General features: G+C 70.8%; 14 protein-coding genes and 1 pseudogene. 6 read left to right on the forward strand and 9 right to left on the reverse strand.

The window, feature by feature from the left end; all coding sequences use genetic code 11:
- The first annotated feature begins 136 nt into the window (after positions 1 to 136).
- Entirely contained in the window at positions 137 to 343 is a 207-nt protein-coding gene (locus FB384_RS11680; protein ID WP_030532335.1) for a cold-shock protein, read from the forward strand.
- 149 nt (positions 344 to 492) lie between these two features.
- A pseudogene (locus FB384_RS27305) lies at positions 493 to 1,350 on the forward strand (serine/threonine-protein kinase); the annotation flags it as partial.
- A gap of 1,260 nt (positions 1,351 to 2,610) precedes the next feature.
- Here FB384_RS27305 and FB384_RS11690 read toward each other — a convergent pair.
- Complete coding sequence (locus FB384_RS11690; RefSeq protein WP_183782618.1) at positions 2,611 to 3,588, reverse strand: NAD-dependent epimerase/dehydratase family protein; 978 nt, start codon at positions 3,586 to 3,588, stop codon at positions 2,611 to 2,613.
- A gap of 353 nt (positions 3,589 to 3,941) precedes the next feature.
- On the opposite strand from FB384_RS11690, the gene groL reads away from it, so the two are divergent.
- Together groL and FB384_RS11700 are read left to right on the forward strand one after the other, a co-directional pair.
- Positions 3,942 to 5,576 (forward strand): chaperonin GroEL, encoded by a 1,635-nt coding sequence (groL, locus tag FB384_RS11695; RefSeq protein WP_183782620.1) that lies wholly within the window; start codon positions 3,942 to 3,944, stop codon positions 5,574 to 5,576.
- A gap of 196 nt (positions 5,577 to 5,772) precedes the next feature.
- A complete protein-coding gene (locus tag FB384_RS11700) occupies positions 5,773 to 8,157 on the forward strand; it encodes a xanthine dehydrogenase family protein molybdopterin-binding subunit (RefSeq protein WP_183782622.1) in 2,385 nt (794 codons plus the stop codon).
- A gap of 187 nt (positions 8,158 to 8,344) precedes the next feature.
- Here FB384_RS11700 and FB384_RS11705 read toward each other — a convergent pair whose 3' ends face one another.
- Positions 8,345 to 9,310 (reverse strand): o-succinylbenzoate synthase, encoded by a 966-nt coding sequence (locus tag FB384_RS11705; protein WP_258937128.1) that lies wholly within the window; start codon positions 9,308 to 9,310, stop codon positions 8,345 to 8,347.
- A 76-nt stretch (positions 9,311 to 9,386) separates the two neighbouring features.
- On the opposite strand from FB384_RS11705, the gene FB384_RS11710 reads away from it, so the two are divergent.
- Positions 9,387 to 9,965 (forward strand): type 1 glutamine amidotransferase domain-containing protein, encoded by a 579-nt coding sequence (locus tag FB384_RS11710; protein ID WP_183782627.1) that lies wholly within the window; start codon positions 9,387 to 9,389, stop codon positions 9,963 to 9,965.
- A 95-nt stretch (positions 9,966 to 10,060) separates the two neighbouring features.
- On the opposite strand, the gene FB384_RS11715 is transcribed toward FB384_RS11710, so the two are convergent.
- The 3 genes from FB384_RS11715 to FB384_RS11725 all read right to left on the reverse strand — a co-directional run bounded on the left by FB384_RS11715 (position 10,061) and on the right by FB384_RS11725 (position 13,648).
- Entirely contained in the window at positions 10,061 to 10,963 is a 903-nt protein-coding gene (locus FB384_RS11715) for a DUF72 domain-containing protein (protein WP_258937218.1), read from the reverse strand.
- 117 nt (positions 10,964 to 11,080) lie between these two features.
- Positions 11,081 to 11,869, reverse strand: a complete 789-nt coding sequence (locus FB384_RS11720) for a DUF4253 domain-containing protein (RefSeq protein WP_183782631.1) — start codon at positions 11,867 to 11,869, stop codon at positions 11,081 to 11,083.
- Positions 11,870 to 12,001: 132 nt separating this feature from the next.
- Entirely contained in the window at positions 12,002 to 13,648 is a 1,647-nt protein-coding gene (locus FB384_RS11725; protein WP_183782633.1) for a DNA repair helicase XPB, read from the reverse strand.
- Between the two features lie 189 nt (positions 13,649 to 13,837).
- Here FB384_RS11725 and FB384_RS11730 point away from each other — a divergent pair, with 189 nt between their 5' ends.
- The gene (locus FB384_RS11730; protein ID WP_183782635.1) at positions 13,838 to 17,896 is read left to right on the forward strand and encodes a sensor histidine kinase; all 4,059 of its coding nucleotides are present in this window, start codon (positions 13,838 to 13,840) and stop codon (positions 17,894 to 17,896) included.
- 22 nt (positions 17,897 to 17,918) lie between these two features.
- On the opposite strand, the gene FB384_RS11735 is transcribed toward FB384_RS11730, so the two are convergent.
- Genes FB384_RS11735 through FB384_RS11750 form a run of 4 tightly spaced genes read right to left on the reverse strand, consistent with a single transcriptional unit; the run spans position 17,919 to position 21,535 of the window.
- Positions 17,919 to 18,857, reverse strand: coding sequence for an ABC transporter ATP-binding protein (locus FB384_RS11735; RefSeq protein WP_323985202.1), 939 nt, complete (start codon positions 18,855 to 18,857; stop codon positions 17,919 to 17,921).
- A gap of 58 nt (positions 18,858 to 18,915) precedes the next feature.
- On the reverse strand, positions 18,916 to 19,734 hold the full coding sequence (locus tag FB384_RS11740; RefSeq protein ID WP_183782637.1) for an ABC transporter permease: 819 nt from the start codon (positions 19,732 to 19,734) through the stop codon (positions 18,916 to 18,918).
- The gene (locus FB384_RS11745; protein WP_183782639.1) at positions 19,731 to 20,501 is read right to left on the reverse strand and encodes an ABC transporter permease; all 771 of its coding nucleotides are present in this window, start codon (positions 20,499 to 20,501) and stop codon (positions 19,731 to 19,733) included. Before FB384_RS11745 ends, FB384_RS11740 begins: the two co-directional genes overlap by 4 nt.
- A gap of 5 nt (positions 20,502 to 20,506) precedes the next feature.
- The gene (locus FB384_RS11750; protein WP_183782641.1) at positions 20,507 to 21,535 is read right to left on the reverse strand and encodes an ABC transporter substrate-binding protein; all 1,029 of its coding nucleotides are present in this window, start codon (positions 21,533 to 21,535) and stop codon (positions 20,507 to 20,509) included.
- Between the last annotated feature and the right edge of the window lie 118 nt (positions 21,536 to 21,653).

Below are 21,653 nucleotides of genomic sequence, written 5' to 3' on the forward strand. Positions count from 1 at the left end.
GACAGCGAGATGTCGGCGAACCCGTTACCGCAAATTGACCATTGCCCAGCTGCGTGATTCCGGTAGCGTGATCGACGCTTGGAGCGCAGACAGGCTGTGCTCGGAGCGTTTTTCGGTTTGCAGCAAGGAGGACGCCGTGGCAGTCGGCACGGTCAAATGGTTCAACGCGGAAAAGGGCTACGGCTTCATCGAGTCCCCGGAGGGGCCCGACGTTTTCGTGCATTACTCCGCGATTCAGGCAGAAGGATTCCGCACCCTCGACGAGGGTGATCGGGTGGAGTTCGAGATCACCGCGGGGCGGGACGGCCGCAGCCAGGCTGCCGACGTCAAGAAGGTCTCGTAGCTTTCGTTTTTCTTCTCGACCGGGGCTCCTCCGGCGCATCGCGCGGCGGTTGGCACCCGGTCCGCCGGTTCCCGACCGAGGGAAGCGGTGAACCGGGGCTTTCCGACACTTCGCGTCCGACCAGCGGTCCGACCGCTAGGCTGCGCGCTGTGTCAGGCGATGTGTCGGGGGACCTCACCGGTCGGCAGCTGGGCAACTACCGCATCGACGGTGTGCTCGGCCGCGGCGGCATGAGCGTGCTCTACGAGGCCACGGACGTGCGCCTCGGCCGCAGGGTCGCCCTGAAGATCATCGGTGAGCAGGCCGGCGCCGACCCGGAGTTCCGCGACCGGTTCGTCGACGAGGCGCGCAACACCTCGGCGGTCGACCACGCCAACATCGTGCCGCTCTACGACTTCGGCGAGCTCGAAGGGCTGCTCTACATCGCCATGCGCTACGTCGACGGTGCCGACCTCGCCGGCCTCGACGGCGGCGGTCCCATGGACCCGGCGCGCGTGATCGGCCTGCTCGATCAGGTCGCCGACGCCCTCGACACGCTGCACCGCGACGGGCTGGTCCACCTCGACGTCAAACCGGCCAACGTGCTCGTCACGAGCCGCCAGCGGGCGCGCGATCAGCTCGAACACGTCTACCTCGCCGACTTCGGCCTCACCGAACGTGGCGCCGCCACGCGGGCGTCCCGCGGCGGCGACTTCCTCGGCTCGCCCACCTACGCGGCGCCCGAACACCTCCGCGGCGAACCGCTCGACGGTCGCACCGACCAGTACGCGCTCGCGTGCATGCTCTACTCGTGCCTCGCGGGCAGGCCGCCGTTCACGGGCGACGTGCAGACCGTCATCGCGGGCCACCTCAACCGTGAACCGCCGTCCCTCTCCCGCGCCGTGCCCGGCCTCGGCAATCGCATCGACGACGTCGTGCGCAGGGGCATGGCGAAGCGGCCCGACGAGCGGTACACCGGTTGCGTAGAGCTGATCGCCGCTGCCCACGAGGCGCTGGCCTGCGACGGGTCCGCAAGCGCAGGCATCGGTGGTACCGGCGCCGCGGCGGGCGGTGCCATCGCCGGTGGTGCCGTGGTGGGTGGCGCTGTTGCCGGTGGTGCCGCGGCGGCCGGTGCGGCGGCGAGCGGGGGCTCGTCAGGTGACCGTGCGGCGCAGGGGACACCGATCACCGAACAGGTCACCGCGGGCCAGGCGGCGACCCCGCCGTCCGGGGCCGAACTCGGCGGCATCCGGCACCTGACGTCGCAGCAGGAAGACACGACGCCACGGCGAGGCGACACGCCAGGGCAGGACGACACTGCGCAGCGAGGCACTGCGCAGTGGGACACGGCGCAGCGGGACACGGCGCAGCGGCAGGACGGTACGGCGTCGCAGCAGCATGCAGCGTCGCGACGGGACGCGTCGTCGCGACAGGGAGAGGGAGGCCTCGTGCATCCTCAACAGCCGGGACAGCCGGGACAGCCGGGACAGCCGGGACAGCCGGGACAGCCGGGACAGCCGGGACAGCCGGGACAGCCCGGTCCGTACGGGCCGCAGGGAGGCAGGCCGGGCTCGGGCGGGCCTGGCCAGTCGGGTGGCCCTGGTGGTCCGGGGCCACAGGGCCCGCCCGGTGGGCAGGGTCCGCACGGGCCCGGGCAGCCGCCGTACGGGACTCCGCCGCCGGGGAATCCCGCGCAGACCCCGCCGCCCGGACTGGGAAGGCCGCCGCAGGGAGGCCAGCCCGGATTCGGCACGCCGCCGCCCGGAATGCCCGCGGGTGGTCCGCCTCCGGGAGGCTTCCCGCCACCGGGCGGTCCCGGCGGCCCCGGCGGTCCCGGCGGTCCGGGTGGACCGGGCGGCCCAGGCGGGCCGAGCGGTGGCAAGAGCGGCGGTAAGTGGTGGCTCTGGGCGGGGCTGGCCGTCGTCGTGATCGCCGGTGTCGTCGTGACGATCCTCCTGCTGACCGGCGGGGACGACGAGCCCGAGGGCGGGGGCGAGCCCGGCGGCGATCCGGGCACGTCGAGCTCGGTGCCGGAGATCCCGGTCGGCCCCGGTGGATCGCAGTCCGCACCGACCGGTGATTCCTCGCAGGGGCGGACGGTGCCGAAGTCGATCCCGGTGGAACCGGAGAACTGAGCCCACGCCCGATCGAGCCGGCCGGGTGCCTGCGGCACCGAGCTGGCTGGGTGCCTGCGGCACTGGGTCGGCTGGGTGCCTGCGGCAACCGAAGGTTGGGTGCCTGCGGCACCGGGTCGGCTGGGTGCCTGCAGCACTGAGTGCCGGGACGGTTCAGGTCGTGTACACGCCGGTCGGTTCCGTGTGGTAGCCCTTGGCGCCGACCGCGCGTGCCATCGGGCTGCGCGCCGCGCCTGTGGCGCCGGCCAGCTCGACGGCAGCTCGGATGTCGTAACGCGGCCGCCAGCCGAGCGTCGTGAGCGCGCGTTCGTTGGAGTAGACACGGTCGAGCGCGGGCAGCATTCGCCAGCCCCACTCCTCGTACCGGGCGGCCAGGTCCGGCAGCACGCGGGCGAACACGGCAGGGGCGTCGGTGGCGAGTTCGGCGGCGTCGTCGCGGGTGAACGGCGTCGTGGCGCTGATGACGAACCGGTCGAACGACGCCTCGGGGGTGTGGTGGGCGGCGAGCAGGTGGGCCTCGACGACGTCTTCGAGGTCGACTCGCCGGTAGGCGTACTCGTTGACCTTGAGGTTCGTGTCGTCGAAAGCGTTGCGAACGTCGTCCCTGTCGTCGCCTTCGGGAAAGAACCGTGACGTGCGCAGGACGACCACCGGCAGGCGCAGGTCACGGGAGAGCAGTTCGCACAGGTCCTCGGCTGCGATCTTCGTGGCGCCGTAGATGTTGCGCACCACGGGGCGGACGTCCTCGGTGATCCACGCGGCCGGCTCGCCGGGGGCGGGAGTGAGGGCGCGGCCGAACGCGCTCGTGCTGCTGGTGAAGACCACGTTCCGTACGCCCGCCGCGGCCGACTCCTCGAGGACGGTCAGGGTTCCGGTGACGTTGACGTCGACGAAGTCCTGCCGGGAGTGCGAGCCCACGTGCGGCTTGTGCAGAGTCGCGGTGTGGACGACGCGGGTGACCCCGTCGAGGGCGTGCCGTACGACGTCGCGGTCGGTGATCGACCCGGTGACGGTCGTGAAAGGCGAGTCGAGGATGTCGAGGCCGACGACGTCGTCGCCGCGTTCGCGGAGTGTGCGCACGACGGCTTCACCGAGGTGGCCCGCGCTGCCGGTGACCAGGTATCGCTCCATGCGTTCGATCGAAGCTGTTCTGGTACGCCCGTGTCAATCTGTTTCGGGTGGATCCCACAAGGTCTCGAGAGGCTCGGTTCGGACGCCCCGAAGGCACCTTCGGGGCATGGTCGCGCGCTGTTGGGAGCACGGCCGCGCGGCCGTGTCGGGGGACCCCTTTCTTGCACTCTCACCCGGAGAGTGCTAAACACGAGATTGGCACTCGGCACCGTCGAGTGCTAGGTAACCGGTCGCCGACCGGTACCTGAAGGTCGGGACGGTGAGGCCACGTCCGGGAGATCCCGGGCTGGTCGTCCGTCGCGGGCACCGAGCCTGGCCTGTGACGTGTCCGATTACCGGAGGACCACACCCCAATGGCCAAACTGATTGCGTTCGACGAGGACGCCCGCCGCGGACTCGAGCGCGGGCTCAACACCCTCGCCGAGGCCGTCAAGGTGACTCTCGGCCCGCGTGGCCGCAACGTCGTGCTCGAAAAGAAGTGGGGCGCGCCGACGATCACCAACGACGGTGTCTCGATCGCGAAGGAGATCGAGCTCGAGGACCCGTGGGAGAAGATCGGGGCCGAACTCGTCAAGGAAGTCGCCAAGAAGACCGACGACGTCGCGGGTGACGGCACCACGACCGCCACCGTGCTCGCCCAGGCCCTCGTGAAGGAAGGCCTGCGCAACGTCGCCGCCGGCGCCGACCCGATCGCCCTCAAGAAGGGCATCGAGCAGGCCGTCGAGGCCGTCACCGAGCAGCTGCACAAGGCCGCTCACGAGGTCGAGACCAAGGAGCAGATCGCTGCCACCGCCTCGATCTCGGCCGCCGACCGCACGATCGGCGAGCTGATCGCCGAGGCGCTCGACAAGGTCGGCAAGGAAGGCGTCGTCACCGTCGAGGAGTCCAACACCTTCGGCCTCGAGCTCGAGCTCACCGAGGGTATGCGCTTCGACAAGGGCTACGTCTCGGGCTACATGGCCACCGACGCCGAGCGTCAGGAAGCCGTGCTCGAGGACCCGTACATCCTGCTGTTCGGATCGAAGATCTCGAACATCAAGGACATGGTCCAGCTGCTCGAGAAGGTCATGCAGACCAACAAGCCGCTGCTGATCATCGCCGAGGACGTCGAGGGCGAGGCCCTGGCCACGCTGGTCGTCAACAAGATCCGCGGCACCTTCAAGTCCGTCGCCGTCAAGGCCCCGGGCTTCGGTGACCGCCGCAAGGCGATGCTGCAGGACATGGCCGTCCTCACCGGCGGTCAGGTCATCAGCGAGGACGTCGGCCTCAAGCTCGAGAACGCCGACATCTCGCTGCTGGGCCAGGCCCGCAAGGTCGTCGTCACCAAGGACGAGACCACGATCGTCGACGGCGTCGGCGACGCGGAGCAGATCCAGGGCCGGGTCAACCAGATCCGCGCCGAGATCGAGAACAGCGACTCCGACTACGACCGCGAGAAGCTGCAGGAGCGCCTGGCGAAGCTGGCCGGCGGCGTTGCCGTCATCAAGGCCGGTGCCGCCACGGAGGTCGAGCTCAAGGAGCGCAAGCACCGCATCGAGGACGCGGTGCGCAACGCCAAGGCCGCCGTCGAGGAGGGCATCGTCGCCGGTGGTGGCGTCGCTCTGCTGCAGGCGTCCAAGGCTGCCTTCGACGGCCTCAAGCTCGAGGGCGACGAGGCGACCGGTGCGAACATCGTGAAGGTCGCCGTCGAGGGCCCGCTCAAGCAGATCGCCGTCAACAGCGGTCTCGAGGGCGGCGTCGTGGTGGAGAAGGTCAAGGGCCTGCCGCAGGGCCAGGGCCTCAACGCCGCCACGGGCGAGTACGAGGACCTCATCGCCGCCGGCGTGCTCGACCCGGCGAAGGTCACCCGTTCCGCGCTGCAGAACGCCGCTTCGATCGCCGGCCTGTTCCTGACCACGGAGGCCGTGGTCGCGGACAAGCCGGAGAAGAACGCCGGCGCCGGTGCCGACCCCACGGGCGGCATGGGCGGCATGGAAGGCATGATGTGATTCAGGCCTGAAGCCACGACGAGCCCCGGGAGCACCCAGTGCCCCGGGGCTCGTTGTATGTGCACCCCCGGCGGCTCTCGTCGGGTGTCCGGCAGTGCGGCGCCGTGCCCTGTTGCTTCCGCTGTTCGGGGGATGGGCACGTTGCCGGAGCCGTATCCCTAGGCATGATCAACGCCACGCGGTTAGTGTCGGTCACATGCCTGGATCTGTGCTCGGAACCGAGGTGCGGCGGGTCGAGGACCCCGAACTGCTCCGCGGAGAAGCCACCTACGTCGACAACCTGCCGATCCCGGGCGCCGCGCACGTCGCGTTCGTGCGCTCGCCGTTCGCTCATGCCGAGATCACGGGCATCGACAAGACCGAAGCGGAGCAGGCCGACGGCGTGCTGGCCGTGTACACGGCCGCCGATCTCGACCTGCCGCCGGTGCGGCAGCTGATGGTCGTCAATTCCGACTGCGTGCGCACCCCGCTGGCGACCGACCGGGTGCGGTTCGTCGGCGACGCGGTCGCCGCTGTCGTGGCGGAGACCCGCGCGGCTGCAGCCGACGCCGTGGAGCTCGTCGACGTCGACTACGAGCCGCTTCCAGTGGTGGCCGACCCGGAGGAGGCGCTCGCCGACGATGCGCCGCTGCAGTTCCCGGAGCTCGGCACCAACATCGCGGCGGGCGAGCGCGACCAGGTCGGAGCGGAGATTCTGGCCGACGCCGACGTCGTGGCGCGCGCCAGGATCGAGAACCAGCGCGTGGCGGTCGTGCCGATGGAGGGCAACGCCATCGCCGTCGAACCGGGCGGCGGATATCTCGGCGGCGACTACGACCTGACGATCCACGTGTCGACGCAGATGCCGCACGCGCTGTGGCAGGTCGCGGCGAAACAGCTCCGTGTGGACGCCGACCGGATCCACCTCGTGACCCCGCACGTCGGCGGTGCGTTCGGCGGCAAGGTCGGCATGATCGCCGAACACCAGGTGGTCGTCGCGGCGGTGCAGCGGCTCGGCAGGCCGGTGAAGTGGGTCGAGACCCGCTCGGAGAACATGCAGGCGATGCCGCAGAGCCGTGCGCAGGTGCAGTACGCCGAGCTGGGGCTGAAGTCCGACGGCACGATCACCGGGCTGCACTGTGACGTCCTCGGTGACTGCGGTGCCTACGCCGGCTTCGGCGGTGGCTTCGCGCTCGGCCCGACGCGCCTGATGTCGCAGGGCGTGTACCGCATCCCGAAGATCAGCTTCGGGGCGATCGCGGTGCTGACGAACACGACTCCGACCGGGGCGTTCCGCGGCGCGGGCAGGCCGGAGGCGGCGGCCATGCTCGAGCGGATCATCGATGTCGGCGCCGCCGAACTGGGCATGGACCCGGTCGAACTGCGCCGCAAGAACTTCCTGCAGCCCGACCAGTTCCCGTACCGGACACTCGTCGGGGCGAAGTACGACTCGGGCGATTACGACCTGCCGTTGCGCGAGGCACTGCAGATCGCCGACTACGACGAGTTGCGGAAGGAACAGCGACAGCGCATCGACGCTGGTGAGACGACGCTGCTCGGTGTCGGCGTGAGTACGTACGTCGAGATCACCGGCGGTGGCGGCGACGGCGAGTTCGCCGAGGTCGAGATGAGCGACGAGGGGCGCGCGACGATCAAGGTCGGCACCTCTGGGCACGGCCAGGGACACCCGACGTCGTTCTCGATGCTCGCTTCGGACGCACTCGGTATTCCGCTCGAGCGGATCGACTTCGTCCAGTCCGACACGGCGCAGGTCCCGCGGGGCGGCGGTACGGGCGGTTCGCGGTCGTTGCAGATCGGCGGCAGTGCGGTGCGTGAGGCCAGCGAGCGGCTGGTCGCGAAGGCCAAGGAACTGGCTGCGACGAAGCTCGAGGCCGCCGTCGAGGACATCGAGGTGACCGGCGACGGGGACCTGGGTGTGCTCGGTGTGCCGAGCGCGAGGATCGGCTGGGCGGAACTCGCCGCGTATGCGGCGGAGAGCGGAAGCAGGCTTGCCGCCGACACCGATTTCACGCCGGGCGGTGCGACGTTCCCGTTCGGCGCGCACGTGTCCGTGGTCGAGGTCGACACGGAGACCGGAAAGGTCACGCCGATCCGGCACATCGCGGTCGACGACTGCGGCAGGGTGCTAAACCCGCTGCTCGTGCGTGGTCAGCAGCACGGCGGTGCGGTGCAGGGCATCTCGCAGGCGCTGTGGGAGCACTACACCTACGACGAGGACGGCAATCCCTCCACCGGCACGCTCGCCGACTACCTGGTGCCGTCGGCGATGGAGGTGCCGATGCTCGAAGCGTCGAACACGGAGACCGATTCGCCCCTGAACCCGCTGGGTGCCAAGGGCATCGGTGAGTCGGCGACGATCGGGGCGACCCCGGCCGTGCAGAACGCCGTGGTCGATGCCGTGCGGCACCTCGGTGTGCGGCACATCGACATGCCGCTCACCCCGCAGCGGGTATGGCAGGCGATTCGTGAGGCACAGGACGGTAGGCCCGCGGATCCGTGGCGTGACCCGCCCGCGGCGTTCGCCACGGTGCCCGTCCGTGACGCCGGCTCCAACCCGCACGCCGACGAGGCGGCCGTCTGACGAGGCTGACTCGCGCTGCGCGAGACAGTCTCCGCGAGGAGCGGCTGCCGTGAGGAGCGGCTGCCGTGCGGAGAGGTTGCCGCGCGGAGAGGTTGAGGAGCGGCTGCCGTGCGGGGAGGTTGCCGTATGGGGCGGTTGCGCTGCGAGGCGGCCGCCGTACCGGAAGACAACCCCGCAGCGAAGCGGCTCAGCCGGTTGCCTCGACCCTGCGGATCCGGTCGCGCCACCACTGCGTGGTGTCCGGGTCCGCCGCATGGTCGGCCAGCAGGTCCGGCTCCGGGGCGGTGTGCGGAACGGGGAGGAAGCCGTCCACAGCGGACAGCGGGGTGCTCGTCACGTCGGCGGTGAGCAGACTGGCGGTACCGAGCCCGCAGGCGAAGTCGAGCTCGGGTAGAGCTCCGGCGAGTGCGAGCCCCGCGGCGAGACCGACGCTGCTGTCGACGGCCGACGACACCACGCACGGCAGGCCGCACGACTCGGCGACGTCGAGCGCCCTGCGCACGCCACCCAGCGGAGCGGTTTTCAGCACCGCCACGTCGGCTGCACCGGCCACGGCCACCCGCAGCGGATCCTCGGCTCGCCGGATCGACTCGTCCGCTGCGATCCGAACGTCGACCCTCCGCCGGACGTCGGCCAGTTCGGCCACCGAGGCGCACGGCTGTTCGGCGTACTCCAGTCCACCTGCCGCGCGGTCCAACTCTCGTAGCGCGGCGACTGCGGTGTCGACGTCCCAGGCCGCGTTCGCGTCGACGCGGATCGCGCCTCCGGGGCCCAGCGCGGTGCGGACCGCCTCCACCCGGGCGCAGTCGTCGGCGAGGGACGACCGCGGATCGGCGACCTTCACCTTCGCCGTGCGACAGCCCGACGCGGACACCAGGTCGTGGGCCCGTTCGGGTGGGACCACGGGCACCGTCGTGTTGACCTCGACCGCATCGCGCACCGGTTCCGGCCAGCCCTCGTGGCTCGCCTCGATCGCCGCCGCGAACCACGGCACCGACTCGGCGTCGTCGTAGTCACGGAACGGGCTGAACTCGCCCCAGCCGGCGGGGCCGCGCAGCAGCACGCCCTCGCGCACGGTGATCCTGCGGAACCGGTTCCGCAGGGGGAGCGCGAACACACCTGCCACGTCGACGTCGATCGTCCTGTCCCTCACAGGTGTCATTGTCCGCGTGCGTTTCGCAGGGCACCCGCGCCGGGTACGCGCGAATCGAACCGACACGAGAGGAGTGGTGACTGTGACCGGCAGGCTCAGTGGCCGTCGAGTGGCCTTCCTGGTCGCGCCCGAAGGCGTCGAACAGGTCGAGTTGACCAGGCCGTGGAAGGCGGTGCAGGACGCCGAGGGTCTGCCCGAGCTGATCTCGTTCGAGTACGGCGACGTGCAGGCCTTCAACCATCTCGACAAGGCGGACGTGTTCCGGGCCGACAAAGCGGTCTCGGAGGCGTCGGTGGACGATTACCTCGGCCTCGTGCTGCCCGGCGGCGTCGCGAACCCGGATCTGCTCCGCACTGACCCGGCCTCGGTCAGGTTCGTCGGCGCGTTCGTCGATGCGGGCAAGCCCGTCGCGGCGATCTGCCACGCGCCATGGACTCTCATCGAGGCCGGCGTGCTCAGGGGCAGGCGGCTGACGTCGTATCCGAGTCTGCAGACGGACCTGCGCAACGCCGGCGCCGAGTGGGTCGACGAACAGGTCGTGGTCGACGGCGGAATCGTGACGAGCCGCAACCCGGATGACCTGCCCGCGTTCTGCGAGCAACTGGTCGAACAGCTGGCGCAGCAGGCCGAACATTCGCACGCCGCACCGGCCTGACGGCGGCGCGCCGGGACGCCGGTTCCGGTGGCCGGATGCCCGGTCTCCGCGAGCCCGGTCTCCGCGAGCTAGGTCTCTGCGAGCACGGTGTCCGCCTATCCGGCGTCTGGAGGTTCGGACGACCCGGTGTCGTCGGCGTCCGGTGGCGTGATCTCGGAACCCGTCCTGCGGGCCAGGTCGATCGCGTCGCCGGGCGCCTTCACCTTCTCGTCGTTGTCGAAGTAGACGAACACGTCGCGGACCTTCCGCGGTGCGGCCCGCGCGACCGTACGGTCCGTGCGCGGCGACTTCCCCGAGCGCCACGCCAGCACCTTGTCGGCCCACGCGGCCAGCTCCGCCTCGGGATAGCCGCCCGCGTACAGCTGCTGCCAGCCGTGCAGCCGTACGTAGACGAAATCCGCCGTGACGTCCTCCAGCTGGGGCCATTCGCCCGCGGCGTCGGCGACGACAAGGCCGATCCGGTGTCGGCGCAGCAGCTCCACGGCTTCGGTCGTCGCGAAGCTGGGGTGGCGGACCTCCAGTGCGTGGCGGAGCGGCCGGTCCTCCCGCACGGTCGTGTGCGGCTCGAAGCGCACCGTGTTGTGGTCGCGCGCCAGCCGTGCCGCCGCGTCCGTGCTGCGCGGGAGGTGTTCGAAGAACTCGGCCAGCAGGTCCGCGTCGAACTGCAGCGTCGGCGGCAGCTGCCACAGCACAGGGCCCAGTTTGTGCTCGAGCGCTGTCACCCCCGAGGCGAAGAAATTCGCGAGCGGTTCGGTGACCTCGCGCAATCGCTTCATGTGCGTGATGAACCGGCCGCCCTTCACCGCGAACACGAAGTCGTCGGGCACCTGCTCGAACCATGCGCGATACCGCTCGGGCCGTTGGAGCGAGTAGAACGAGCCGTTGATCTCGACGGTACTCAGCCGGTTGGCCAGGTACTCGAGTTCGCGGCGCTGCGGCAGCCCCCGCGGGTAGAACGTCCCCCGCCAGGGCGGATAGACCCAGCCCGACGTGCCGATCCGTACTGCAGTGGTTCGCGTCGCGGCGCGTGGTGCCGTACCGGATCGCGGCGTGCCGGTCCGGCCGGGGTTGCCGTGAGCAGCGGCGCACATATCTCCAGGCTGCCATCGCGGGCCTCACTGCCACCAGAACGACCACAGCCGCTCACCGACAAGGCCGCCGGCGACGGTACGCAGCGTGCCGGGCTGGGCGGTGAACTGGTCGAGGCAGAAGGCGCGGTGCTCGGCCGCGAGCAGCTCTGCCCGGTGGCGGGTCTTCGGTGGCGCGGCGACCGACAGGGTGAGCTCGTCGTAGCCGAGGCGGATCAGGGTCGCGCCGAACCGGTCCTCCCAGCTGCGCAGCACCGTCGACACCAGCTCGGCGCGGTCGGTGGTGCGGAACATGCCCTGCCAGCCGAGCACGGCCGGCACGTCGGCGGGCCGCTCCGCTTCGGCGATGCCGAGCCGGTAGTTCCCGCCCGCGACGAGACGGGATCCGGTGTTGCCCGCCTCGGCCAGCGGATCCGACTTGCGCGGCGACCGCCGCGCCAGCCCGGGGAACTCGGCGCCGAACGGTTCCAGGCACGTGCCGTCGCAGCACGGCCCGCGCCACCAGGAGCGGAGCACGTCCCCGGGGTGGTCGTGGCCGATGTGGTCGTCGGTGGGCGTGTTCCAGGGCCGGTCGTCGATCCAGTCCTGTCCCGCCGCCTCGAACCGCGGGTCGCGGGGGATCAGCACTGGCCAGCGACCGGTGCGCGGGAATGCCGCCACGCAGGCCAGGTACAGCGCGGGGTCGGTGATCGGGTCGTCGGACACCCACAGCGCCTGGTGCATGCGCCCCGGCGGCAGGGTGAGGCTGTCGCCGCGGCCGTCGGTGTGGGCACCGGCGCTGTCGTCGGTCCGGTTCGTGGTCGTCGATGTGAACATGACCCGAACGCTAGTTCGACACCCCGACAGTTCCGGCGCGAACACCGGACCGCTCGTCGCTACGTCACTCGAACGGATGATCGAACGGGGCGGCGTGGTCGATAGCCGCTCCGGCGGAACTTCCGCGCCGGCCTACAGCGGGCGCAGCAGGTCGTCGGAGTCGATGATGCGGTAGGCGTAGCCCTGTTCGGCCAGGAAACGCTGGCGGTGCGCGGCGTAGTCCGTGTCGACCGTGTCGCGTGCGACCACCGAGTAGAAGTGCGCCTGCCTGCCGTCCTCCTTCGGGCGCAGCAACCGGCCGAGCCGCTGCGCCTCCTCCTGCCTGGAGCCGAACGTGCCCGACACCTGGATGGCCACCGACGCCTCGGGCAGGTCGATCGAGAAGTTCGCGACCTTCGACACCACGAGCTTCGTGATCTCACCGCGCCGGAACCGGTCGAACAGGGCCTCGCGTTCCTTGTTCTTCGTCGAACCCTGGATGACCGGGGCGTCGATCGCCTCGCCGAGTTCCTCCAGCTGGTCCAGGTATGCACCGATGACCAGCGTCGGCTGGTCCTCGTGCGCCTCGACGATGTTCTTGATGACGGCCGTCTTCGTGTGCGCCGTCGAGGCGAGCCGGTAGCGCTCCTCCGCGTCGGCCGTGGCGTACGCCAGCCGTTCGCCCTCGGTGAGCGTCACGCGGACCTCGATGCAGTCGGCGGGCGCGATCCACCCCTGGGCCTCGATGTCACGCCACGGCACGTCGAACCGCTTGGGCCCGATCAGCGAGAACACGTCACCCTCGCGGCCGTCCTCGCGCACCAGCGTCGCGGTGAGCCCGAGGCGGCGGCGGGACTGCAGGTCGGCGGTCATCCGGAACACGGGTGCCGGCAGCAGGTGCACCTCGTCGTAGACGACGAGACCCCAGTCGCGGGAGTCGAACAGTTCGAGATGCTTGTACTCGCCCTTCGACTTACGCGTGATGACCTGGTAGGTCGCGATCGTGACCGGGCGGATCTCCTTCTTCTCGCCGGAGTACTCGCCGATCTCGTCCTCGGTCAGCGACGTCCGCGCGACGAGCTCGCGCTTCCACTGCCTGCCCGCGACCGTGTTGGTGACCAGGATCAGCGTCGTGGCCTGCGCCTGGGCCATCGCGGCCGCGCCGACCAGCGTCTTTCCCGCACCGCACGGCAGGACGACCACGCCGGAGCCGCCCGCCCAGAACGAGTCGGCAGCCTGCCGCTGGTACTCGCGCAGCGACCAGTCGCTCTCGTCCAGCGCGATCGGATGCGCCTCGCCGTCGACGTAGCCCGCGAGGTCCTCGGCGGGCCAGCCCACCTTCAGCAGCGCCTGCTTGAGCCTGCCGCGCTCGGACGGGTGGACCGCCACGGTGTCCTCGTCGACGGTCACGCCCAGCATCGGCTTGATCTTCTTGCTGCGCTGGACCTCGGCGAGCACGGCGCGGTCGGTGGTGGTCATCACCAGGCCGTGTGCGGGGTGGTTGTGGATCTGCAGCCTGCCGAACCGGCCCATCGTGTCGACGATGTCGATCAGCAGCGGCTGCGGGACGGGGAAACGGGAGTAGGTGGTGAGCGCGTCGACCACCTGCTCGGCATCGTGCCCCGCGGCGCGCGCGTTCCACAGCGCGAGCGGGGTGATGCGGTAGGTGTGCACGTGTTCGGGTGCGCGTTCCAGCTCGGCGAACGGCGCGATCGCGATCCGCGCGTCGCCCGCCCGGTCATGGTCGACCTCGAGCAGCACGGTCTTGTCGGACTGGACGATCAGGGGGCCATCACTCACGCCTCCCTTTATACGTTCCCTGCGTGGGAGGTTGGGCCGTCCGGTGGGCAGGGTGGCCTCATACTGGAGCTTGACGGGTCGGGGCAATACCATCGCCGGGCGTAATGTCGGCCACTGCCGGTGTGGATCAAGATCGGCTGCAGTGGCTACGATTCGATGTGCCTTTCGCGTTGACATGAAGGAAGTCCGTTGCCCCGTCGCAGCCAGGCCCCCCGGGACGAAGCGGCGGACATCCAGCGGTCGGGCGGACGCTGGCGGCTACGCAACTGGCGGCTGAGGACTCGCCTGCTCGCCGCCCTCCTGGTGCCTGTCCTGGCGATGTTGGGTTTCGCGGGCCTGCGGGTCGAGTCGAATCTCTCCGAGGCCGATGACTACGCCGCGGCGACGGAGCGCGTCCGTGTCGACGACACGGTGGCGAATCTGGTCCACGAGCTGCAGCGCGAACGAGACCTGACCGTGCGCTACGTCGCCGGTGGACGGCAGGGCAGGCCCGTCGAGGTGCTCCGGCAACGCGAACGGGTCGACACCGCGCGGGGCGAGTTCGAGAAGACGCTCACCGCCGCCCGGCCGGAACTGCCCGACGAGGCGGTCGGGGACTTCCGGGAGTGGGAGCGCGGGCTCGAAGGACTGGCCGGGGTGCGCTACGCGGGGCAGCATTCGGCACAACCCGCGGGGCAGGTGCTGGGCGCCTACAACGACCGTGTGGCCGGGCTGCTCGACATGGGCGGCCAGGCCGCGGTCGACACGCCGGACCGCGAACTCGCGCGTACGTACCTGGCCGCGGGCTCGGTCGCACGGGTGAAGGACGCGCTGTCGATCCGGAGGGCGCTCGTCGGTGAGGCGCTCGCCTCGGGGGCGGCGCCGCCGGCCTTGGTGCGCGCACTCGCCGGTGCGGATGTGCAGGTCGCGGAAGCCAGAAGCAACCACGCGAAGTTCGCGACCCCTGCCCAGCGGCGGTCGCTCGACGAGGAGTTGAACCCGCGTGTCGAGGCCACGTCGGCCACCGTCACCGCGGTGCTGAACGGCGACCTCTCGGCCGACCCGGCCACGTGGGACCGGCAGTCCACCCAGGTCGTCGACGCGGCGAAACGCGCCGAGGACGCGCTGCGGGACGACGTGCGTGACCGGTCGGCGGCACTGGCCTCGGAAGCCCGGTCGGACGCGCTGATCGACGGCGCCGTGATCCTCGGGGTGCTGCTGCTGGCGGGGCTGCTGGCGGTGGCCATCACGCGATCACTGTTGCGCCCCCTGCGCACGCTGCGCAACAGCGCCCTCGACGTGGCCCACTACCGGCTGCCCGAGGCGGTCAAGGGCATCCTGGCCGATCCGGATCCACGGCCGGAGGACGCGCACCGCCGGTCCGTCGAACCCGTCCGCGTGTACAGCAGGGAGGAGCTCGGCCAGGTCGCACGGGCCTTCGACGCCGTCCACGGCCAGGCCGTGCGGCTCGCGGGTGAGCAGGCCATGTTGCGGGAGAACGTCAACTCGATGTTCGTCAACCTCTCGCGCCGCAGCCAGGACCTCGTCGAGCGGCAGCTCACGGTGCTCGACCGCATGGAGGAGCACGAACAGGACCCCGACGTCCTCGGCGGGCTGTTCGAGCTCGATCACCTCGCCACGCGCATGCGCCGCAACAGCGAGAACCTGCTCGTGCTGGCCGGACAGGACGTCGGCAGGCCGTTGCCCGGCGCCGTCGCGGCCGAGGAGATCATCGGCGCCGCGCTGTCGGAGGTCGAGCACTACCAGCGCATCAACGTCGCGGCGACGCCGCAGATCGGGGTCCGCGGCGAGATCGTCGGCGACCTGGTGCACGTGATCTCCGAGCTGTTCGAGAACGCCACCGACTATTCGCCCGACGACTCGTCCGTGTCGGTCGTCAGCGCGGTCACCCAGGACGGCGAGTGGCGGATCGACATCACCGACCGCGGTGCGGGCATGCCCGAGACGGAGATCCACCGGGCGAACATGCGGCTGGCCGAGGTTCCCGACGTCGACGTCGAGGTGTCCAGGCGGATGGGGCTGTACGTGGTCGCGCGGCTGGCCAGGCAGCACGACATCCGCGTGTGGTTGTCGGCCGCGGACCTGATGGGCCTCACCGCGACGGTCGTCGTGCCCGCTGCGCTCGTGCGGCAGGCCGATTCGTCGCCTCAGGAATCGCCGGTCGCGCTCGAGGAGGCGACGACGGGGGAACAGCAGGGACAGCAGGACGGGCCGTCGTCGATCGTGTTCCGGCCGGAGCCGCAGCGTCGGCCTGCGACCGCGCTGCCCGCCGAACCCGAGCCCTCCGAGCCCCTGGCCGCGGCGGACGAGCCCGTGGACGGTCCGGCGAGTGCCCCGGTGAGCAGGCGGACATCGGGGGGCGGACCCCCGCGGGAGCCGGTCGCCGAGTTGTTCGCCGATCCGTATGCCGATGCAGGAACCTTCGGGAGACCGGCCCGTGTGCCCGAGCCCGAGCCACTCGCCGGCCCGGACGTCACAGCAGAGCCCGAGCTCACGGCGGAGCCCGACACCACGGCGGCGCCAGACATCACGGCGGAGCTCGCGGCCACCGCGCAGCCCGAGGTGACAGCGCAGCCCGAGGTGACAGCGCAGCCCGAGGTGACGGCGGAGGCTGCCTCGGCGGACCCTGCGCCGGTGCTGCCACGGCGGAGGCCCGCGGTGTCGGAGCTCCTCGCCGAGGACACCGGCGAGCCACAGGGAACGGACGTCGCCGACCCCGCGGGGCGGGCCGAAGCCGCCGACTCGGGGACCGACACGGCCGAGGGCACCGGATACGAGCACACCCTGACGCAGCACGGGCACGCACAGCAGGCACCGGCCCAGCACGAACGGCACGCGCGGCACGAACAGCCGCAGGGCGCGGGCGCTCACGGCACGGGGCCGGAATCCGGCTCCGGAGACGGCGGCGGGAGCTCCGAGCAGCCCGCACCGCTGCGACGGCCGGTGCGGCGTCCCGGCGCGGTGCCCGCTGCCGACGAATCGCTCACCGAGGAGATCCCCCGCGTGCCCGGTAGTGCCGAAACCGGGCGGGCAACGGCGTTCGGCACGCGTGAGGCGGATTGGGACGACGAGCCGGATGTCGCCTCGGCGGCCCGGCCGCCGGCCCCGGAATCGATGACCGAGATCACGGATGGGCTGACGGCACCCGTGCCGACTGTCGATTCTCCCGATGCGGACCAGGAAGTCGAACCCGGTGTACCCGCGGACGCTGCCGCACCCGACGGCGCTGCACCCGACGGCGCTGCACCTGACGGCGCTGCACCCGACGGTGCTGCGGCCGCCTCGGCGAACGACGACGTCCCGGCTGCGACCGAGTCCGGTGGGCCCGTCGCCGGAGCCCGTGAGACCCCGGCCACGAACGCCACCGGTGGCCCGGCCCCCGGGCGTGCGTCGCGGCTGCGACGCGAACCGGAGCTCGAACCCGCCGAGCAGACCGATGTCTCGGCGTGGGGCCCGGGACCCACCTGGCCCATGCGGGACGGTGATCAACCCGATGCGCCGCCTGCACCGCAGCCTCCGCCCCGCGCGGATCCCCTGCCCGCGCCCGGCACCTCGGCCGAGGCTGTGCTCGGCGATGATGCGCCCACCGACCGGATGGCGGTTTACCGGGGGCTCATGACGCGATGGTTCGAACCCGGCGCGGATCCCCAGGACTGGCAGGTCGACTCGGCCGAACAGGGCGGTGCCGAACCGGGTGCCGAACCGGAACGGGCCGTGCCCGACGGCTCCGAGCCCGACGGCTCCGAGCGGGACGGCGCTGAGTGGGACGGCGCTGAGTGGGACGGCTCCGCGGCCGGGCAGGCAGGCCGTAACGGTTCCGACGGCCTCGGGTGGCACCCGCGCGGCACTGGCTCGGGCGATCACGGCTCCGAGGGCGTCCGTCCGGCGGGCGACGATGCGGAGCGCAACGGTTCGGAGCGCAACGGTTCGGTGCGCAACCACTCGGCAGCCGGCCGTCCCGGCCCCGAGTACAGCGGTCCCCAACACAGCGGCCCCGAACAGGGTGGTCGTGCCGGCCGTAACGGCACGCAGCCCCCGCCGCCCGGTGGCTCCTCGTCGGGCGGTTCCGAGCCCTCCGGTTCCGCCGACGACGGCGCCGAGGCGGATCCCCGCAACGGCCACGACACCGACGGTGGCAGGCAGCGGCGGCAACCGGCGTTCATCGACCGGTCCCCGGAGGCGATCCGCGAACGTATGTCGGGACTGCAGCGGGCAACCGCCCGCGCCAGGCACGCCCGCAGCCGCTGAGTGGGCGGGGCCCTCGTCGCGGTCAGCTCCGCGATGCGGCCGTCTCGTCGGGCGACTCGACCGCCTCCGCTGCCGCCGCCTTCGCCGAGTCCGTGGTCGCCGAATCGGCAGCGTCGGCCGAAGCCGCACCGTGTGCGGCGTCCGAACCGGCGGGCGCCGGGGTCTCGGGCGCGGTCTCGCCGGTGCGCTGCACCTGCGGACTCTGCAACAAGCGGGCCACTTCGCCACGCAGCGAGACGAACTGCTCGGACTCGCGGGTGGTGATCTGATCGCGTTCGGCGGGCAGGTCGATGGTCAGGTCCGCGACGATCGCCGCGGGGGACTTCGACAGCACCAGTACCCGGTCGGCGAGGTAGACGCTCTCGTCGATGTCGTGTGTGACCAGCAGAATCGTGCTGCCCAGATCGCGCTGGACGCGGCGGGTGAGGTCTTCCAGCTCACCGCGGGTCTGCGCGTCCACCGACGCGAACGGTTCGTCCATCAGCAGCAGCGCGGGCCTGCTCACCAGCGCTCGCGCGATCGACACGCGCTGCTGCATGCCGCCGGAGAGCTGCCACGGGTACTTCTTGCCCACGCCGGCCAGGCCCACCGATTCGAGGACCTCGGCGGCGCGGCGCCGCCGGTCGGCCTTCGACACCTGCTGCCACCGCAACGGGAACTCGACGTTCTTCGCCACGGTCAGCCACGGGAACAGCGAGCGGCTGTAGTCCTGGAACACGACGGCGAGGTCGTCCGGCACGCCCGACACCTCGTCGCCGTGCAGCCGGACCGAACCACCCGTCGCGGGGATGAGCCCGGAGATGCAGCGCAGCAGGGTGGACTTGCCGCAGCCGGACGGGCCGACGATGCACGCCAGCTGCCCGGCCTCGATGGTGAACGTCAGGTCCCGCACGGCGACGTGCGCGCGCTCACCCCGGCCGTACTGGTGGGTGAGGCCGGAAACCTCGAGCATGGTCGACACGGTCAGCCTCCTACGGGCGCGTCACAGGTCGGTGTCACGGGACGGACGTCGCGGGCGCTCACGCGTCGTCCCCACGGGTGGGCTGCCAGCCGAGCACGAGCCGTTCGACCGCCAGCAGTGCGCTGTTGAGCGCGTAGCCGAGCACGCCGAGCAGCAGCACCCAGAACCACATTTCGGGGTACTGGACCGTCGACTGCGTCGTGGACAGGCGGAGGCCGATGCCACTGCCGCCGACGATCTCGGCGACCACCATCAGCAGGATGGCGATCGACAGGCTCAGCCGCAGCCCGGCGAAGATCTTCGGCATCGCGGCCGGCAGCACGATCATGCCGATCCAGTACCGCCGCGGCGTGCCGAGCGAGCGGGCGGTGTCGGTCTTGACCTGGTCGACCGAGCGGACGCCGTCGACGGTGTTCAGCACGATCGGCCACAGCGTGGAGAACACGATAGCCGCGATCTCCATCTGCACCCCGATGCCGAACATCACCATGAAGGCGGGCATCAGGGTCACCGGCGGTACGGAACGCAGGAACGAGATCAGCGTGCCGCAGTAGTCCATCGCCCAGCTCGAGCGGCCGAGTGCCGTGCCGAGCGCGACGCCGATCAGGGCGGACAGGGCCCACGCGCCGAGAGCCGTCGCCAGGCTGGGCAGCACGATGTCGAACACGGCGTCGCCGAGCATCAGCCGCCACGCCGGTCCGGACAGCAGCACGTCGGCCCCGGTGGCGACGATCTCCGTCATCCGGGGGAAGTAGACACTGTCGGCGCCGATGGCGATCAGTTCCCACAGCAGCAGGGCCGCGGCGAACACGAGCCAGGTCACCGCGGCCGAGCCGAGGATGCGACCGCGTTTGGCGGCGGCGGTCGTGATGCTCATCGGGTCGCCCTTTCCTCGGTGTCGGCCCAGCGGAACAGCCGCTTGCCGCTGCCGACGAGAGCGGAGTTGATCGCCCAGCCGGCCAGGCCCGCGAGCACCGTGCCCGCCATGACCTGGTCGAGGTGGCCGTTGTTCATGCCGCCTTCGAGGATGTAGCGGCCGAGGCCGACCTCCGACGCGGCGATGTACTCGACACTGATGACCGCGATGAGCGCGATGGACGCGGCGACGCGGACGCCGGTGAAGATGAATGGTGCGGCGTGGGGCAGGGCGACCCAGGTGAGGGCCTGCCTGCGGTTGGCGCCGGTCGCGCGGGCCGAATCGAGCAGGACGGGGTCGATCTCGCCGAAGGCGTAGATCGTGTTGAACAGGATCGGCCACACCGCGGCATACACGGCGAGCGTGATCTTGGCGTCGGGACCGCTGCCGATGGTCACCATGACCAGCGGGATCAGCGCGACGGCGGGGATGGGGCGCAGGAACTCGATGAGCGCTCGGCTGGCCGATTGCAGTGCGGGGACGCTGCCGAGCAACAGCCCGGCGGGTACGCCGATGCCGATGGCGACGCCGAGTGCGATCAGCCAGGCCAGCAGGGTGGCGACGACTCCGAGGAGGAACTCGCGGTCACCGAGCAGCTCGACGAAGGTGGTGGCTACCTCGCTGGCCGGCGGAACCCAGTAGTCCGGCAGCACACCGGCCTGCACGGTGATCTCCCACAGCAGGAAGAAACCGAGCAGGCCGGTGAGACCTTTGGCGAATGTGCGCACGCCGGTTACTTGGCCGAGTCATCCTCGCCGGTGTCCGGCGGGATGATCATGTCCTTGACGTCGATGTTGTTCTCGAGGGCGCCGCGGTCGACCATCAGGTCCGGCACTCGCTGGATGCGCTCGGGGTCGAGGCTGCTCTCGAAGGTGAGCAGCGTCGTCATCGGGGCGAGGTCCTCGGGCAGGCCGACGTGCTCGACCAGCAGCGGGTCGATCACCTCGGTGCGGTCGGCGGTCTCGGCCTCGTTGCTGGCCTTGACCATGGCGCGCTGGAACGCGGCGACCGTCTTGGGGTTCTCGTCCGCGAACTCGGCGGTGGTGCCGTAGCCGGCCATCGGCAGGTCCTTCAGCGGGCCGGTCATCGGGTCCCACCGCGACTCGGCGCCGAGCTCCTTCTGGTTCATGGCGATGAAGGGGTCGGGGAAGAACGCCGCGTCGATGTCCTTGCCGAGGCCCTTCTGCGAGGTGCTGAACCCGCCGGGCTTCCAGTTGACCTTGTCGAGGTCGACGTCGTTCGCCTCGGCCCACGCCTTGGTGAGGATGTCGGCCAGGGTGCCTTCCGGGGTCACGCCGACCGTCTTGCCCTCGAGGTCCTTCGGCTCCTCGAGCGGCGAGTTCTTCGGCACCATGACCGCGTTGGACTTCGGTGCCGCCGAGGAGGCGTCGGCGATCAGCTTGAGGTCCATCGTTCCCGCGGCCTGCTGGTCGAAGAAGCCGGTGTAACCCGAATAGATGATGTCGACCTCACCCGAGTTGAGCTTGTTGAAGCCCTTGTCGGCGCTGTCGACCTTGATCGGGTTGACCTGGAGGCCTTCGTCGGAGAAGTAGCCCCGCTCGCGGGCGAGGTGGAAGGCGGCGAGGTCGATCGTGCCCTGGATCGACACGTTGACCTTCGACTTCTCGACCTGGGCGTTGCCGCTGTCGTCCTCATCCGAACCGCCGAGGAGGCCACAACCGCTGACGGAGGCGAACACGGCGAGGCCGGCGGTGAGCGCGGCGAGGCGCCGACCGCTGGCGCGGCGTTGTGATGGACGCAAGGCAACTCCTCGTGGGACTAGATGATGGCGTGGGGTGACCACAATGGCGCAGACCTGCGAGGATCGCTGGTCCGAACCGGGCGCACCGAAGATGCGGCCCCACTCTATTAAGCAGGCA

This window comes from Prauserella sediminis (assembly GCF_014195435.1).
Lineage (GTDB): Bacteria > Actinomycetota > Actinomycetes > Mycobacteriales > Pseudonocardiaceae > Prauserella > Prauserella salsuginis.